This window comes from Fibrella aquatica (genome assembly GCF_041321135.1).
Taxonomy (GTDB): Bacteria; Bacteroidota; Bacteroidia; order Cytophagales; family Spirosomataceae; genus Fibrella; species Fibrella aquatica.
In genome coordinates this window covers 235,291-252,246 of the sequence record NZ_JBGGWF010000007.1, presented here as the reverse complement: position 1 = coordinate 252,246, position 16,956 = coordinate 235,291, and the positions used below count along the sequence as shown (strand labels likewise).

Annotated in this window: 16 protein-coding genes; 8 read left to right on the top strand and 8 right to left on the bottom strand. The window is 49.8% G+C overall.

The annotated features are described in order from the left end of the window. Positions 1 to 75 precede the first annotated feature (75 nt). Positions 76 to 675 carry an NAD(P)H:quinone oxidoreductase gene (gene wrbA, locus ACAW87_RS17460; RefSeq protein WP_370724918.1) on the bottom strand — a complete coding sequence of 200 codons (600 nt, stop codon included), beginning with the start codon at positions 673 to 675 and terminating at the stop codon, positions 76 to 78. 206 nt (positions 676 to 881) lie between these two features. Between wrbA and ACAW87_RS17455 the strand changes: the two genes are divergently transcribed. The 6 genes from ACAW87_RS17455 (at position 882) to ggt (ending at position 9,042) form a co-directional block, all read left to right on the top strand. Continuing rightward, the gene (locus ACAW87_RS17455) at positions 882 to 1,889 is read left to right on the top strand and encodes a hypothetical protein (protein WP_370724917.1); all 1,008 of its coding nucleotides are present in this window, start codon (positions 882 to 884) and stop codon (positions 1,887 to 1,889) included. Positions 1,890 to 1,979: 90 nt separating this feature from the next. Further along, positions 1,980 to 2,639 carry a phosphatase PAP2-related protein gene (locus ACAW87_RS17450; RefSeq protein WP_370724916.1) on the top strand — a complete coding sequence of 220 codons (660 nt, stop codon included), beginning with the start codon at positions 1,980 to 1,982 and terminating at the stop codon, positions 2,637 to 2,639. A 160-nt stretch (positions 2,640 to 2,799) separates the two neighbouring features. After that, entirely contained in the window at positions 2,800 to 5,196 is a 2,397-nt protein-coding gene (locus ACAW87_RS17445; RefSeq protein ID WP_370724915.1) for a TonB-dependent receptor, read from the top strand. Between the two features lie 24 nt (positions 5,197 to 5,220). Further along, positions 5,221 to 6,303 (top strand): DUF4249 domain-containing protein, encoded by a 1,083-nt coding sequence (locus ACAW87_RS17440; RefSeq protein ID WP_370724914.1) that lies wholly within the window; start codon positions 5,221 to 5,223, stop codon positions 6,301 to 6,303. Positions 6,304 to 6,319: 16 nt separating this feature from the next. Continuing rightward, positions 6,320 to 7,306 carry a glycosyltransferase family 9 protein gene (locus ACAW87_RS17435; RefSeq protein ID WP_370724913.1) on the top strand — a complete coding sequence of 329 codons (987 nt, stop codon included), beginning with the start codon at positions 6,320 to 6,322 and terminating at the stop codon, positions 7,304 to 7,306. A gap of 71 nt (positions 7,307 to 7,377) precedes the next feature. Further along, positions 7,378 to 9,042: a gamma-glutamyltransferase gene (gene ggt / locus ACAW87_RS17430; RefSeq protein WP_370724945.1), complete on the top strand. Its 1,665-nt coding sequence runs from the start codon at positions 7,378 to 7,380 to the stop codon at positions 9,040 to 9,042. 5 nt (positions 9,043 to 9,047) lie between these two features. On the opposite strand, the gene ACAW87_RS17425 is transcribed toward ggt, so the two are convergent. Next, positions 9,048 to 9,671 carry a TetR/AcrR family transcriptional regulator gene (locus ACAW87_RS17425; protein ID WP_370724912.1) on the bottom strand — a complete coding sequence of 208 codons (624 nt, stop codon included), beginning with the start codon at positions 9,669 to 9,671 and terminating at the stop codon, positions 9,048 to 9,050. 250 nt (positions 9,672 to 9,921) lie between these two features. Between ACAW87_RS17425 and ACAW87_RS17420 the strand changes: the two genes are divergently transcribed. Then, a complete protein-coding gene (locus ACAW87_RS17420) occupies positions 9,922 to 11,442 on the top strand; it encodes a malate:quinone oxidoreductase (RefSeq protein ID WP_370724911.1) in 1,521 nt (506 codons plus the stop codon). Between the two features lie 117 nt (positions 11,443 to 11,559). Here the strand turns inward: ACAW87_RS17420 and ACAW87_RS17415 are convergent, their stop codons facing one another. The 3 genes from ACAW87_RS17415 to ACAW87_RS17405 form a co-directional block, all read right to left on the bottom strand. Beyond that, complete coding sequence (locus tag ACAW87_RS17415) at positions 11,560 to 11,727, bottom strand: hypothetical protein (protein ID WP_370724910.1); 168 nt, start codon at positions 11,725 to 11,727, stop codon at positions 11,560 to 11,562. A 200-nt stretch (positions 11,728 to 11,927) separates the two neighbouring features. Continuing rightward, positions 11,928 to 13,862 carry a molecular chaperone DnaK gene (gene dnaK, locus ACAW87_RS17410; RefSeq protein WP_370724909.1) on the bottom strand — a complete coding sequence of 645 codons (1,935 nt, stop codon included), beginning with the start codon at positions 13,860 to 13,862 and terminating at the stop codon, positions 11,928 to 11,930. Between the two features lie 376 nt (positions 13,863 to 14,238). Then, entirely contained in the window at positions 14,239 to 14,793 is a 555-nt protein-coding gene (locus ACAW87_RS17405) for a hypothetical protein (protein WP_370724908.1), read from the bottom strand. Between the two features lie 186 nt (positions 14,794 to 14,979). On the opposite strand from ACAW87_RS17405, the gene ACAW87_RS17400 reads away from it, so the two are divergent. Then, positions 14,980 to 15,447: a nuclease A inhibitor family protein gene (locus ACAW87_RS17400; protein ID WP_370724907.1), complete on the top strand. Its 468-nt coding sequence runs from the start codon at positions 14,980 to 14,982 to the stop codon at positions 15,445 to 15,447. Positions 15,448 to 15,528: 81 nt separating this feature from the next. Here ACAW87_RS17400 and rplT read toward each other — a convergent pair whose 3' ends face one another. The 3 genes from rplT to infC form a co-directional block, all read right to left on the bottom strand. Then, on the bottom strand, positions 15,529 to 15,870 hold the full coding sequence (gene rplT, locus ACAW87_RS17395) for a 50S ribosomal protein L20 (RefSeq protein WP_370724906.1): 342 nt from the start codon (positions 15,868 to 15,870) through the stop codon (positions 15,529 to 15,531). Positions 15,871 to 16,030: 160 nt separating this feature from the next. Next, positions 16,031 to 16,228 carry a 50S ribosomal protein L35 gene (gene rpmI, locus ACAW87_RS17390; RefSeq protein WP_370724905.1) on the bottom strand — a complete coding sequence of 66 codons (198 nt, stop codon included), beginning with the start codon at positions 16,226 to 16,228 and terminating at the stop codon, positions 16,031 to 16,033. 146 nt (positions 16,229 to 16,374) lie between these two features. Then, a complete protein-coding gene (gene infC / locus ACAW87_RS17385; RefSeq protein ID WP_085413472.1) occupies positions 16,375 to 16,932 on the bottom strand; it encodes a translation initiation factor IF-3 in 558 nt (185 codons plus the stop codon). Positions 16,933 to 16,956: the final 24 nt, after the last annotated feature.

The following is a 16,956-nucleotide window of genomic DNA, read 5'->3' as shown; positions in this document are numbered from 1 at the left end:
CCAAATGAACCCTCCTGGTTGCGAAATGCAGGTACGTCTCCCGTATAAATAGGCAACGTACCTGCCGTCGAACGTTTATTCGCCTAAAAACTTGATGGTTACTTCGGTCACGCGTTTGCCTTGAAAACGAGCCGCTGCCAAAGCCGTTTCATCGGGGTCTAACGTGCCATTCTGGCTGGTGAACGAGGCACCATATGGGTTTCCCGCCTGAAACTGAATGGGGTCGGCATAACTCGGAGCCACAATAAGCATGCCCCAGCTGTAGAATGTATTGTTGACAGCCAATATCGTTGATTCATGACCGCCGTGGGGCGTAGCCACCGTACAGAACGACGAACCAACTTTGTTGATCAATTTTCCTGCTCCCCACAGTGGACCAGTTGAATCGAGGAATTGTTTGAGTTGCGAGGAAGGCAAGCCGTAGCGGGTTGGTGTGCCCAGGATGATCGCATCGGCCCATTCCAGATCATCGAGCGTGGCTTCGGGCAAATCCTGCGTTTCAAGGCGGTGTTTGCTCCATCCTTCGTTTGAGGCAATGGCTTCTTCAGGTGCCAACTCTTTTACTTTCAATAGCTTTACTGTGGCCCCTGCCGCTTTGGCCCCTTCTTCAATCGCTTTGGCGAGTTGGTAGGTTGTGCCGGTGGCACTGTAATAGATGATTGCTACGTTTGCCATGTCAGTTTCTCCGTTAAGGATGGTTTGTGCTCCGTTAAATGTATCTACATCTACTTTGTTTCGTTAAAATGACCGTTTGGCCCGAATCGTGATGTAACGGTTGTGAAGCGTTGTCAACTGACTTTAAGTCACCTTTACTTGTGTTTACATAATTTTTTAGTAAAAACCTGTATCTTGCCTCACAGTCTATCACCAACTTATTTTCTATGAAATTCACCGCTACCTTCCTATTCTTAAGCACATTATCAATCACTGGTGCTTTGGCACAAAGTCAGATTGTGGTACCCGATAATACACCTGTTGCCATCAGTTCTGACAATGGGACATCTAATTTATACGTGGGGCAGAGTACTACTATGGCCAATGGGTCATCGTCTAACACATTCTTAGGTAGTCAGGCCGGTCAGGCCAATACGTCGGGCTCTTATAACACGTTTATGGGCCTGAAAGCGGGTTACCCTAACACGACCGGTTCTAATAACACATTTATTGGTTACGAATCGGGTAAGAACAACACCGACGGAAGCGATAATGTATTTATGGGCTATAACGCCGGGCAAAGCCTGCGCGGAGGTCGCGGAAACAGCGGCGTAGGTGTTGGCGCAGGGCCGTTAGACACTGACGGAAACAACAACACGTACCTGGGTTTCAACGCTAGTAGTGCTGGGAAAGGACTGTCGAACGCCACAGCTATTGGAGCCAACGCACGTGTACTGAGCAGCAATGCACTCATTCTGGGCAACGGTGTCAACGTAGGCATTGGCAACTCCTCGCCGCAAAGTTTGCTTGAGCTAACAGCCCGTGCTGAAAATCAGAGCGGTCTCCGATTTACAAACCTCACTGCCCAATCGCCTGCCCAGAAAACAGTCGCCGAGAAGTTTCTGACGGTATCTGCTAAAGGCGATGTAGTATTGGCTAATCAGTTAAACACGAACCAACTGGTTGTTCGCACCCGCAAGGCGAGTGAGTGGGCTGATTTTGTGTTCGAGAACAATTACCGCTTGCAGCCACTGAGTGAAGTAGAAACCTATATTCAGAAAAACGGTCATTTACCCGGTATGCCTGCTGCCTCTGAAGTAGCCGATAAAGGGATTGAACTGACTAGACTGCTGACTACACTGGTGCAGAAAAACGAAGAACTAACGCTTCACCTTATTCAACAGCAAAAAGAAATCAAAGCCCTTCAGCGGCAATTGAAGGCACATAAGAAGTGATTCTGTAAGGCGCTCAACAAGGCCCCGCGAGCTGACCATTTAGTCAGCTCGCGGGGCCTTTTTTTTGTTGACGTATCTTTGCACCCCCTTATGAATGACTCTTTGAAACATGCACTGATCAGTGACGCCAAATCCGTTGGCTGGAAACAGGCCTGGCAACAGACTCGTTTTCGGCAGATGGCCATCGGCGGACTACTGCTGATTTGTGCTTTGCTGGCCGTGTGGCCCTGGTATCTGGCTAGAATAGAAGCCCGCAACGGAATGATTCTCAACGATGTAGTCCTCGACGTACTGCCACGCTTCGATATGTCTATTCCCGTGTTTATGAGTCTGTGGGGAGCGGCGCTTCTGCTGATTTACCGGGTGCAGAAAGCGCCTGCCATTTACCTGCGCTTTATCTGGGCCTACGTTTTTCTGTTCATTTCCCGCGTGATCAGCATTGGACTTACCCCGCTCGACCCACCTCCTGGCCTGATTGAACTGCACGATCCGCTCAGCAATTACTTCTACGGAGCCAAGTTCATCACGAAAGATCTGTTTTTCTCAGGCCACACAGCCAGTATTTTCCTTATGGCGCTTTGTCTTGTACGCCCCCTCGATCGGTGGTTAGTCTTTTTGGGAACTGCGATTGTGGCTATCGGTGTGCTTATTCAGCGCGTTCACTACACGGCCGATGTGGTAGCCGCTCCGGCCTTTACCTATGCCGTTTATTGGCTTTCCGGGCTATTTATCCGCAAAATGCGGGTGTAACTAAAAAATGATGAAGGGGCTGTTGTTCATAGAAAAGATACTCATGAAATTAAGTATTGAAACCTGATACCTTTTTCTGGTTACATTTCTGGTCTGTTCATAGTAAATATACGGCTTGCCTATGCTTTGACAGGGAGAAGAATACTCTTAACTGCCTGGCATGCTGCGACTCGCTACATTACTTATATTCATTTTAGTGGCAGATGCCCTTTCTGCGTTTAGCCAATCGAAAAATACGTTTCCACTCACGGGCTATGTGCGACAGGCGGGCTCGGGTGCACCCATTGCTGGCGCTACCATTTTTGTACAAGAAACGCGGGCGGGCACGGTTACAAGCAAAGACGGCTACTTTAACCTACCCTTAGCCGAAGGCAGATACTCCGTTAGAGTGTCGCACATTGGCTTTGTCACGGAGGTACTCACTTTTGTTGTTACCAAACAACTGCTCGTCAACATCGAACTCGGTGCCGACACTAAATACCTGGAAGAGGTAGTGGTGCAGGCCGAGGCTGCCGATAAAAATATTCGCAAAGTAGAGTTGGGCGTTACGCAGCTAAGCATCAAAAATATCCGTCGTATTCCAGCTTTTATGGGCGAGGTCGACGTGGTTCGTAGTCTGTTGCTGTTGCCGGGCGTTACCTCGGTAGGAGAGGGAGCCACCGGTATCAATGTACGGGGAGGGAGCATTGACCAGAATCTGGTACTGATGGACGAAGCGCCGCTATTCAACACAAGTCACCTGCTTGGCTTTTTCTCCGTATTCAACCCCGATATTGTGCGTGACCTGACACTTCATCGGGGCGGTATTGCCCCCAGTTACGGCGGTCGCGCGTCATCGGTACTCGACATAAAAATAAAGGAGCCCGAAACCGAACGTTGGTCGGCCTACGGAGGAATTGGTCTTGTGTCGAGCCGGGCGGGTATAGAAGGGCCGCTGATTAAAAATAAACTGACCGTGCTTGCCGCTACCCGGCTGTCGTTCAACGATTTTCTGTTTAGCCTCGGGCCCGCCAGCCTCCGGGGAACACGGGCTAATTTTTATGACCTGACCACGAAAGTGAAGTGGCAACCGTCAGAAAAACATACCATCAGCAGCACCGGTTATTATGGCCGCGACGTATTTAAACTACCCGCCGATTCACTGTCGGGCGTAGAGATTAACGCTTCTTCGACGCAGTTTGACTATGAAACACTGGCGGGTACGGTTCGTTGGAATTACCTCATCAACGAGCGTTTGAACCTGAATACAACGGCTATCTGGAGTCAGTACCGTACCGAAACGTCGGCCCCCGACTCGTCTAATCAGTTTAGTCTGGTTGCCGAAGTGGCGCACAAACAACTAAAGAGCGACCTGACCATTGCCGCCAATGATAACCATGCTGTGCAGGTGGGGGTGAGTGCCATTAACTATTTCATTCAGCCCAACACGCTTACACCCGGCCCTTTCTCAAACGCCCTGCCTTTTGCCTTGCCCACCGAACGGGCGTATGAACTGGCTGCCTACGCTCAGGACGAGTGGAAAGTATCGAACAATACATCGCTGCTGGCCGGCATTCGCTATTCCGCGCTGCTCAACGACGGGCCCACCACAGAACGTACCTACGGAACCGACCTGCCGCGTTTGCCGGGTACTGCCATTGCCACAACACCCCGTGCTGCGGGAACCATTTATCATTCGTCGGGTGGCATCGAACCCCGTCTCGCGTTGCGGTTTACCTTGAGTGAGGGGCAGGCGGTGAAGATTGGCTATAACCGCATTCGGCAGTATATCCACCTGGTTTCTAACACAACAGCCGCCCTGCCTACGTCGCGGTGGATGCTTAGCGATGCTAACATTAAACCCCAAATTGCCGATCAATGGTCGGCAGGATATTTTCTCAATGGAAAGCAAAACGAATACGAAGCCTCGGCCGAAGTCTATTACAAAACGCTGACCAATGCCATTGACTACCGCGACGGAGCCAATTTACAACGCAATGCCGCCGCCGAAACTGATGTGCTACAGGGCACAGGGCAGGCCTACGGGCTGGAAATGCTGGCCCGAAAAAACAAAGGGGCCTGGACGGGCTGGGTTAGTTACACCTACTCGCGCACGATGCTCACCATGAACAGTCCGTTTATTGACGAGCAGGTGAACGGAGGAAAAGCGTACCCGGCTAATTTCGACAAGCCCCATACGCTCAACGCCACGGCCACGTACCGCCCAAGTCTACGGTTTAGCCTCTCGCTCAATTTTACATATAGCACCGGTCGGCCTATTACGCAACCGTATGGACGAGCCCGGCTCAACAATGCGTTTGTGCCTATTTATATAAATCGTAATCAGGAGCGGATTCCCGACTATCACCGCCTCGACTTCTCGATGTTGTTTGAGCAAGACCCCGCCCGAAAGCGGAAAACACAGCAAAGCTGGAATTTCTCGGTATACAACGTTTACGCACACAAAAATGCGTACTCGGTCTTCTACAAGTTCGACCCGCGTAATTTACAGGATGCCTTCAAGCTGTCAATCTTCGGTACCATTTTCCCCTCATTGACCTACAACGTCCGGTTTTAGTCTATCAGTCATCAAGTTTATCCCATGAACCGAAACGTAATTCGATATTTTATTCACCTGCTGATTTACGGGCTGTTGGCCTCCTGTGTTACGCCCTATCAGCCGGAATTAAAATCGCTCGGCGCCAGTCTGCTGATCGTAGATGGCTATATGACCGATCAGCCCGGACCCTACCAGGTCACGCTGAGTTACACTTCCGATTATTCGGCCCTTGCACTGAATTTTATTGTAGAAAAAGCTACCGTATTCGTAACCGACGATCAGGGAAAACGGCAGGATTTCAGCGAAATAGGCAAGGGCGTTTACCGAACTCCCGCCACATTCCAGGGGCAGCAGGGACGTACCTATAAACTATCGATCATTTTGCCGGATGGGAAACGCTACGAATCGAAACCGGAAAAGATTAATCCGGTGCCGACAATCGACCGCATTTACGACGAGTATACCGAAACGCCTATTGCCGGTACCTCAACGGTGAACAAAGGGTTCAATATCTACCTCGACACCAAAGACCCCGCTTCTACAGGTGATTATTACCGCTGGATCTGGACACACTTCGAGCCGCTGATTCAGTGTGAGGTGAGAAGCGTAACGGTGCGCAACTCGACGGTAGAGTATGGATATAACTGTTGTCAGTCGTGCTGGGATATTCTCCGCTGTAGTGGCCCCGATTGTAGTAATGCTATCAGCGATGAGCAGGTGAACGGAAAAGCCATCAGTCGGCAGTTTTTGCACCGGGCCCCTTATACATCGACGAACGAATATTACGTTGAAATTGAGCAGCTTGCTCTAACCAGAGAGGCTTATCTGTATTATAAAAACATTGAGAATCTGACCAAAAGTAACGGCGGTATCTTTGACGTTGCCCCTGTTCCCATTCGTGGTAATATGGTATCGGTGACTAACCCCGATGAAACTGTTTTTGGTTACTTCAGCGTGTCGGGTGCTCAGAAAATGCCCTACGTGGTAGACCGTAAAAAAGGAATAGGCGAGCCTAATTTTGTACTGTTACCCCCACTACCACCTTCACCGCCTATTCCACCCTGCGCCAATTGTGTAGAAAGCGATTACCGTACCCGCATTAAGCCGCGTTGGTGGCCAGAATAGGTGTATTTTTGCCGGTATGGCTACCAAGTTCCTCATACTCCGCTTTTCGTCGATCGGCGACATCGTGCTAACGACACCTGTGGTACGTTGTCTGAAGCAGCAACTACCCGATGCCGAAGTGCATTATGCGACCAAAAAGGGGTTTGCCACCCTGTTGGAAGACAACCCGTACATCGACAAAAAACACTATCTGGAAGGCTCTTTATCAGCGCTGGTTAAGCAGTTACGTGCCGAAAAATTCGATTACATCATCGACCTGCACCAGAATCTGCGCACCCGCCTGATTAAGCTGCAACTTGGTGTGAAGTCGTATTCGTTTGATAAGTTGAATCTGAGTAAATGGTTGATGGTTCGCCTGAAAATCAACACCTTGCCTGATGTTCATATCGTTGAGCGTTATCTGGCCACGGTTTCGTCATTGGGCGTAATCGACGACGGTAAAGGGCTTGATTATTACATTCCGTATAAAGATCAGGTTGAGGCAGATTGGTTGCCGCCTACTCATCAGACTGGGTACGTTGCCTATGCTATTGGCGGTCAACACGCCACTAAAAAACTGCCCGTGGAGCGCATGATCGAGCTCTGCCGCAAAATTGACTACCCGGTGGTATTGCTGGGTGGAAAAGAAGATCAGGAAGCCGGTGATATCATTGAGAAAACGCTTGGTTCGGCCGTAATCTATAACGCCTGCGGGCGCTATAATCTCAACCAATCGGCCTCGTTGTTGCAGGGTGCCCGCATCGTATTCAGTCACGATACTGGCCTGATGCACATTGCGGCGGCATTGAAGAAGAAGGTGTATTCAATCTGGGGGAATACCGTGCCCGCTTTTGGCATGTACCCCTACAAAACACCTTATCTGGTGTTAGAGAACAACAAGTTGAACTGCCGTCCCTGTTCAAAAATAGGGTACTCAGCGTGCCCTCAGGGTCACTTCAAGTGCATGAAAGAACTCTCGTTCGATTTTGAGATTACCGAGCTAAAACGTCAGCGCGGCTTGTAAGCAACCTTTATCGCCATAATCACTCCTTCATGACCATAACTCTACAAAATTCACTACTTACGGCACTGTTGATGGTCAGTGCACTTATCTCACAAGCTCAGGATCGCCTTACGGGTAAAACCTTTGCCACTCGCACCGTGGTCATGGCGCAGAATGGTATGGTCTGCACGTCGCACCCGCTCTCGACACAGGCGGCTATTGATGTACTGCGCAAAGGTGGTAACGCCATTGATGCGGCTATCGCGGCTAATGCGATGGAAGGTGTTGTAGAGCCAGATATGAATGGCATTGGCGGTGATCTATTTGCCATTGTGTGGGATGCCAAAACCAAAAAGCTTTACGGGCTGAATGCCTCGGGTAGGTCGCCATATAGTCTCACGCTGGCCGAGTTGAAGAAACGGGGACTGACGCATATTCCATCAACGGGGCCGTTGCCGGTTTCGGTACCGGGCTGCGTCGATGGTTGGTTTGCCCTGCACAAACGCTTTGGCAAAACACCGATGCCCGACGTGCTGTCACATGCTATTCGTTACGCCCGCGAAGGCTTTCCCGTCCACGACGAAGCGGCCTATTACTGGAGCGCCATGATTGCCCGAATGGGTAAACTCCCGAACGTAATGGATGTGTATGCCCCCTCTGGCGCTGCCCCAAAACGCGGCGAGCTGTTCAAAAATCCGGCCTTGGCCAATACACTGGATAAGATCGCTAAAGGAGGCCGCGACGCCTTTTACAAAGGTGATATCGCCCGCACGATCGACGGCTTTATGAAAAAAATGGACGGCTATTTAAGTTACCGCGATCTGGCCGAACACACCTCTGACTGGATTGAGCCCGTGTCGACCAACTACCGGGGTTACGATGTGTGGGAACTACCGCCAAATGGGCAGGGGATTGCCGCGCTTCAGATGCTTAATATCCTGGAAGGCTACGATTTCTCGACTATTCCGTGGGGAAGCCCCGAGCATATTCACCGGTTTGTTGAGGCCAAGAAACTGGTTTTTGAAGACCGGGCAAAATACTATGCCGATCCGGCCTTTGCCAACATTCCGGTACAAACCCTGATCTCGAAACCCTACGCAGCGCAACGGCGCGCGCTGATCAATCTCAATCGGGCATCGGCAGGGGTAGAGGCGGGTAATCCCGCCCTGAAAGATGGTGACACCATTTACCTGACCGTTGCCGATGGCGAGGGCAACATGGTGTCATTGATCCAAAGTAATTACCGGGGATTTGGCTCGGGTATGGTACCCGACGGGCTAGGTTTCACGCTGCAGGACCGGGGCGAGATGTTCAGCCTGACCGAAGGTGAAAACAACACCTTTGCGCCGCACAAGCGGCCTTTCCATACTATCATTCCGGCCTTTATTACAAAAGATGGCCAGCCGTTTATGAGTTTTGGCGTCATGGGCGGCAGCTTCCAGCCACTAGGTCATGTACAAATTGTGATGAACATGATTGATTTTGGCATGAATCCGCAGGAAGCGGGCGACGCACCCCGAATTGATCATGCCGGTTCGTCTGAGCCAACCGGAGAGCGTGGAACCGGTGTTGGTACCATCACGCTAGAATCGGGTTACCCCTACGAAACCATCCGCGCGCTGATGATTAAAGGGCACACTGTGGGCTACGGACTGGGTGGTTACGGCGGCTATCAGGCCATTATGTACGACGCTAAAAACAAGATTTACCACGGGGCCACCGAATCGCGAAAAGATGGCCACGCCGCCGGATTCTAATTCAGTCAGACCGTTTTCTTGTCGTAAAACAAATAACTCGTGATCATATCGATGACAAGATTTTTGTGCGTTTGGGCAAACTGATCATACTCTTCGTCTGTCATCTGATGAATTTTAGCCGTTATGACTTTGCTCTGAAACAGAAACTGAATATTGGCAATCATCAGCATCAGTACACTCCTAATATCGACCGGACGTACCTCACCTGCTTCAATACCCTGCTGTAATTGTTGATTAAAAAGCGACTTGGTGATTTGCCCACCCGAAATCATAGGCTCCAGGAAACGCTCTGAATTGTGTTGCATTTCGTTGATGATAAAAATCGACAGGTTGCCATTTTCTTTGAAAAGGCGAAAGTCAGTTTCAACCATCTCGGCTATTTTCTCCCGAAGGCTAATTGGTTTATTGATGATATCCTGCATTCCCTGAAAAAACAGGTTGAGCATATCGGCAAACACGGCATTGAATAACTTTTCCTTACTCCGAAAGTAATAGTTGACGAGTGCACTATTCAGGCCTGCTTCTCTGGCTATATCCCGGGTAGTGGTGCCATCGAAGCCTTTTTCAAGAAAGACTTTCGTAGCTGCTGCTTTCACGCGCTCCTCGGTTGATTTTAAATTACAGATCATTAGCTCGTTGCTTCCTGGATCAAAAATAGAAGGTCTATAGATATTAAGCGAATTATTTAAACGATTGTTTAAACCTGTAAAAATAGTCAATAATTCAGTTAGAATCATAGTCTATAAACTCGCTATTGTACAACCCTATCACAGCATGTTTCTATAGGCTCGTTAATTTAGTATTTTACCATGTTTTGGGGAACAACAGGCTTCTGTTTTTGGTCTTTATTCAGGGGCTACTAGCTACTCAACTACAAGCATGGGAAAACGCAAAGACGCGCACGTTCAATCGTCAGACGTTATTTTAATAGGAGCGGGCATCATGAGTGCCACACTAGGGGTAATGCTCAAAGAGTTGAACCCAAATATTACTATTCAAATTTTTGAGCGGCTCGATCAGGCCGCTGCTGAGAGTTCAGATGCCTGGAATAATGCCGGAACGGGACACTCTGCTTTCTGTGAACTCAACTACACACCCGAGCGCGAAGACGGGAATATCGAAACCTCAAAGGCCATTAAGATCGCCGAGTCGTTCGAGCAATCGAAGCAGTTTTGGGCGCACCTGGTAGAAGAAGGATTTCTGAAAGACGCGCCGAACTTTATTCGTCCCATTCCGCACATGAGCTTTGTCTGGGGCGACAACAACGTAACGTACCTGCGTCGCCGTCACGAAGCGTTGACCAAATCGCACTTGTTTGAGGGCATGCAGTACACGGAAGATAAAGCCAAAATTGCCGATTGGACACCACTCGTCATGGACGGCCGCGATCCTGACCAGCCCGTTGCTGCTACCCGCATGGATATGGGTACCGACGTTAACTTCGGAACCCTAACCCGAGCTATGTTCCGCCGTCTGGAAGAAATGCCTGGCGTGACGCTGCATTTCGCGCATGATGTATTGGAAATTTGGCGTTCGAAAACGCTGGGTGGCTGGAAGATAGAAGTCGAAAATGTAACGACCGGAGCCGTTCGTGATGTACACGCCAAGTTCGTATTTATTGGGGCTGGTGGCGGTTCACTGCGGTTACTCGAAAAATCGGCCATTCCCGAAAGTCGGGGCTACGGCGGTTTCCCCGTTAGTGGTCAGTGGTTACGTTGTCTGAATCGTGACATTATCGAGCAACACCAGGCTAAAGTGTATGGTAAAGCCTCGGTTGGCGCACCACCCATGTCGGTGCCTCACCTCGATACACGCATGATCGATGGTAAACGCGAACTGCTTTTCGGCCCATACGCGGGATTCTCGACGAAATTCCTGAAAAACGGTTCATACTCTGATCTGCCTAAATCGATCCAGATGAGTAATTTGGCCCCGATGCTCATGGCTGGTTTGCATAATATTTCGCTGACGAAGTACCTTATCCAGCAAGTGATGCAATCGCCCGACGATAAGCTCGCCGCCCTGCGCGAATATTTCCCTGAAGCCCAACTAAAAGACTGGGAACTGGAAATTGCCGGTCAGCGAGTTCAGGTGATTAAGAAAGATGAAGAAGAAGGAGGTGTGCTGGAATTTGGTACCGAAGTGGTGAACGCTGCCGACGGAAGCATTGCTGCGTTGCTCGGTGCTTCGCCGGGTGCTTCAACCGCCGTATCGATCATGATCGACCTGCTAAACAAATGCTTCCCCGAGCAAATGCAGTCGGCCGATTGGCAGGAGAAGTTCCGGAAAATGATTCCGAGCTACGGACAACTACTGGCCAATGACGCTGTACTCACCCAGCAAATGCGCGAACACACCAGCCGCGTCCTCGGCCTGACGCAATACGAATTCACGGCATAGCTGTAGTTAACGTACCTGTCTAAACAAAACGCCTCTGCTGAGAACAGCAGAGGCGTTTTGTTTAGACAGGTACGTTAACCACTTCTTGACTCTTTCAGGTTTACTACAAACCAAAATTCAGGCAACACAACGTAACAAATTTTCATGTAAAACATTTTCGTCTAATGGCATCTCTTGTTGTTCAACAATGAGAGCAACTGCACGATGCAGATCCACCAGTGTCATTTCATTGTGGACGCTATCTACCAAGTGATGTATGTCCTGTTTTAGCTCTCCTGTTGTCATGATGTTGGCTCAACTATCTGATCGTCAAGTTTAATAAATTGCTGTTGAAAATAACCGTTACCATTCGCACTAGTAGAGATATACATGCCGGCCTATTTATAGGCAGTAGTGCAGACCCACACAGTTTTACTAGAAAGTTTAAACAAAAAAAAGCCTACTGAACCAGAGTTCAGCAGGCTTTTTTAGTACTTATCAAGCGCCTATTTTACTTCTTCGTAAGGAACATCCGATACGTCACCGTCGGTCGGTTGGTTCTGAGCGCCTCCTGGCTGGCCGGCTCCGGCACCGCCGAAACCATCCATTGGGTTGGCACCACCTTCCTGCCCCTGGGTAGCGGCATATATCTCCTGCGAAGCAGCGTTCCAGGCAGCAGTGATAGCTTCCATTGCCGTGTCAATGGCGGCTACGTCACGTGAGCCGTGGGCCGAACGAAGTTGAGTCAGGGCGCTTTCGATGGCTTCTTTGTTACCTACCGACAGTTTATCGCCGTAGTCTTTCAGTTGCTTCTCGGTCTGGAAAATCATCGAGTCGGCGCTGTTCACCTTCTCAATTTTCTCCCGCTCAGCCTTATCCGATGCTTCGTTGGCTTTAGCTTCTTCACGCATCCGGGTGATCTCAGCGTCGGTGAGGCCACTGCTGGCTTCAATCCGAATCTTCTGCTCTTTACCAGTGCCTTTGTCGCGGGCCGTTACGTTCAAAATACCGTTGGCGTCCACGTCGAAGGTTACTTCAATTTGAGGAACACCGCGTGGGGCTGGTGGAATGTCTGACAGGATAAACCGGCCTAACTGACGGTTCTGAGCCGCCATAGGACGCTCACCCTGCAGTACGTTAATCTCTACGCTTGGCTGATTGTCCGATGCCGTTGAGAACGTTTCCGTTTTCTTAGTCGGAATCGTGGTGTTGGCCTCTACCATTTTGGTGAAAATACCGTTCATGGTTTCGATACCCAACGACAGTGGAATCACGTCGAGCAGCAGTACGTCTTTCACTTCACCTGTCAATACGCCACCCTGAATAGCAGCACCAATGGCTACCGCTTCATCGGGGTTAACGGCTTTCGACGGTTTTTTGCCGAACAGCTTTTCTACTTCATCCTGCACTTTCGGAATCCGGGTTGAACCACCGACCAAAATCACTTCGTCGATCTGGCTGGCGCTCAGGCCTGAATTCTTCAACGCACGACGGCAAGGCTCCAGGCTCCGCTGAATCAGCGAATCGGCCAGTTGCTCGAACTTCGAGCGGCTTAGCGTGCGAACAAGGTGTTTTGGAATGCCGTCTACGGGCATGATGTAGGGCAGGTTGATCTCCGTCGACGATGAGCTTGAGAGTTCAATCTTCGCTTTTTCGGCAGCTTCCTTCAGCCGTTGCAGGGCCATAGGGTCTTTACGCAGATCAATGTTTTCATCGTTGATGAATTCCTGAGCTAACCAGGCAATGATAACCTGATCGAAGTCATCGCCACCCAGGTGCGTATCACCGTCGGTTGCTTTTACTTCGAAGATACCGTCACCCAATTCCAGAATAGAAATATCGAACGTACCACCGCCGAGGTCAAACACGGCGATTTTCATGTCCTTGTCGGTCTTGTCGAGGCCGTAGGCAAGGGCAGCAGCAGTTGGCTCGTTAATGATCCGTTTTACATCGAGACCGGCAATCTGACCAGCCTCTTTGGTGGCCTGGCGTTCGGCATCATTGAAGTAAGCAGGCACCGTGATAACGGCTTCTGTCACCGTTTGGCCCAGATAATCTTCGGCCGTTTGCTTCATCTTTTGCAGAATCAGCGCCGACAATTCCTGAGGGGTATATTGACGGTCGCCAATGCGAACGCGAGGGGTATCGTTCGGTCCACGCTCTACGCTATAGGGCATTTGGCTGGTTTCATTGGCTACGTCGTTAAAACGTTTGCCCATGAACCGCTTAATCGATGAAATCGTGTTCTGCGGGTTGGTAATGGCCTGACGTTTGGCGGGGTCACCGATTTTACGTTCGCCGTTGCCGTTGTCCATGAATGCCACTACCGATGGTGTGGTACGACGACCTTCGCTGTTTGGAATAACAACAGGTTCGTTTCCTTCCATCACGGCTACGCACGAGTTGGTGGTGCCTAAGTCAATGCCTATGATCTTTCCCATATTTGGTTAATTAGACTGCCGCGCTAATGCAGGGCAGTCATTGCTGATTTAGCGATTATGTTGTGGTTATTGATCGGTCGGCTACTACTGAAGCAACCGACAACAACTCTATATCAAGCAAAATGCCAGTTGATTTTTTTAGGCTCTTTTATGACAGATTGGCAGAAATTGACTCGGAAAATCAACGTACCGGGCCGTGTTGACAGGGAGTAGGGCAGGTGGCAGTAGCAGTTGGCAGTGTGCTGCTTTGAGCACGTTGCCATCCAGGCAACTCGTATGGCTGTGAACAAAAAAAGCCCGTAGTCGAAACCACGGGCTTTATATGAAAGCATCAGTTGAGTAGACTCTGTCGACTGCTTCTGCTTACTGCTACGCTTTACTTGCCGCCAAACAGGCCACCTAGCATACCGCCGAGGCCACCGCCGCTATTGCCACCACCCATTTGGCTGGTTGCTACGCGCATCAAATCGTTCATGTCAAGTTTACCATCGGCCATAGCCGAGCCGGCCATGCCCATCCAATCTGTACCCTGTTGGCCAGTAGCGGCACCCATGATAGTGTTGCCATCAACGCTCGAATCGTTCGGGTCGGCGGCTTTGTTCATCAGTTTGCCTAGTACTATCGGTACCAGCGACCCCGCGATAGACATAGCTACCTGTGGGGAGATACCCAGCTTTTGCATCAGGCTCTGCTCTACATTTTGTTGAACGCCCTGCGTTACCGGATTGTCCTGAATGTTGCCGCCGCCGTTGACAACCATACCCAGCAGGTTGCCCAGACCACCGCCCTGAGCCTGTTGAGTGAGGCCACCCATCATGCTTTGCACTACGGTTTCCATGGCCGAGTTGTTCTGCTCGTTCGGAATAGCTGGATTATTAACAATTGCGCTGCCTGCGTTCTGCTGAACGAGGCTCATTAGGGTTTCAAACATAATCTTGGTTGAGAAAAATTGAATACTGGTTTAGATCAGATTAACGTACCAAATGTAGCAAATTGAGGATAAATACTTGGTAGGCTGCCCGATCGATGGGGGTGCATAGCACTCTGAAGTGAACTTCCTGCTACGAACATTCGTCAACCCGTTGTTACTTTACAGCTACCTGATTAAATCACTGCTATGACGACTGAACCTTCAGATAGTAACGTACCTGAGTCTGCGAAAAACGCACAACCCGAGTCACAATTCACCCTTTTCGCTCAACAGGTAACCCCGCTTCTTACCGATTTGTTGTACCCCAGCGAATCTGATGAGCCACTGGAACTGGTGGAGACGTACCTGCGCATGGCAGAGCCCTTGACGGTTAGCCACATGAAGGATTGGCTCATGCTGCCGCCGTCAAACTATGTAGAGGAAATCACCGAAGCCGAATTTTGGGAGCCGGTTGTTACCGTAGAAGACTGGTTTGGCGAGGAAGAAAAAGTCAAAACAGCCCAATTCCAGACACTGAAGACGTACTTGGAAACCACCCTCAACGACCGGCAGGTATTCCGCGTTGGCCAAACCGAAATTGATGTCTATCTACTGGGTAAACAAAAAGAAGGCGAGCCACGCGTAGGGCTGAAAACCAAAGTAATCGAGACGTAATGTGGAGACGCAAGATGTTGCGTCTTCACAAACAAAAAACCCCGACTGAATCAGCCGGGGTTTTGCATTGGTAAGGTCTGTTTATTTAAGCTGGTCAACAACCGCTTTGAACGCCTCCGGGTGATTCATGGCCAGATCGGCCAAAACCTTCCGGTTCAATTCGATGCCTGATTTATTCAGGGCGCCCATGAATGCCGAATACGACATACCGTGTTGGCGAGCACCCGCATTGATCCGTTGAATCCAGAGACCGCGAAAATCGCGTTTCTTGGCTTTCCGGTCACGGTAGGCATATACTAACGCTTTTTCTACCGCGTTTTTGGCAACGGTCCAAACGTTTTTACGACGACCAAAGAAACCTTTGGCCAACTTCATGATTTTTTTGCGACGTGCCCGTGAGGCTACGTGATTGACTGAACGCATGTTACTTGCTTTTTTTGACGTGGGCGGGTCTGGAATTAAGAATTAATAATGCAGAATTAAGAATGGTTGCCGTATAGGGTAATTCTTAAGTCTTAATTCTTAATTATCTTCCTCTTAGTTGCCCGGTGTCGGGTGAAATAGATAACCTAAAAAAAAGAGACTAGGTCAAACGCAACAGCGCTTTGATACGGGTCATGTTCGTCGGGTGTACTGTCGACGACTTAGCCAGATTCCGCTTCTGCTTGGTGGTTTTCTTAGTCAGAATGTGTGAGTGGAAGGCGTGCTTCCGCTTTAGTTTTCCGGTGCCGGTCAGCTTGAAACGCTTTTTGGCAGCCGAGTTAGTTTTTTGCTTTGGCATAATTGAATTGGGCCGGAACGCCGGTCGCGTTAAATAAACAGGCCGCAAAGGTACAAAAAAAGTTTGAGGTTTGTGGTTTGGTGTTTGTAGTTGCTCTGCCAATAAGCGAAGCAACTATAAACACCAAACCACAAACCTCAAACTTTTTATTTCTTCACCTGCACCACTTTAGGGGCCAGGAACATAATCATGCGTTTGCCTTCGAGTTTGGGCTCCTGCTCGATTTTGCCTACTTCTTCCAGGCCTTTCGAGAAGCGCTCAAGAATCTGAAGACCCCGATCTTTGAATACGATCGAACGGCCTACAAAGTGAACGTATGCTTTCACCTTTGCTCCTTCTTTCAGGAAGGTTAGGGCGTGTTTCAGCTTGAACTCGAAATCGTGATCATCCGTGTTCGGACCGAAACGAATTTCTTTGATCACCACTTTCTGGGCGTTCGACTTAATCTCTTTCTGCTTCTTCTTCTGCTCGTATTTGAATTTCGAATAGTCGATGACGCGGCAAACCGGAGGGGTCGCGTTTGGTGAAATCTCCACCAGATCTAAGCTCTGGGCCTTCGCAATGGCTAATGCCTGCTGAATGCCAAAAATGCCTTGCTCGACGTTTTCGCCGACAACACGCACCTCGCGAGCCTGGATGCGTTCATTAATTCGGTAGGGTTCTTCCACCACGCGACGGGGTGGTCTCCGTTGGGGTAATGCCATATGGTTTGGTTAATGTGATACTTG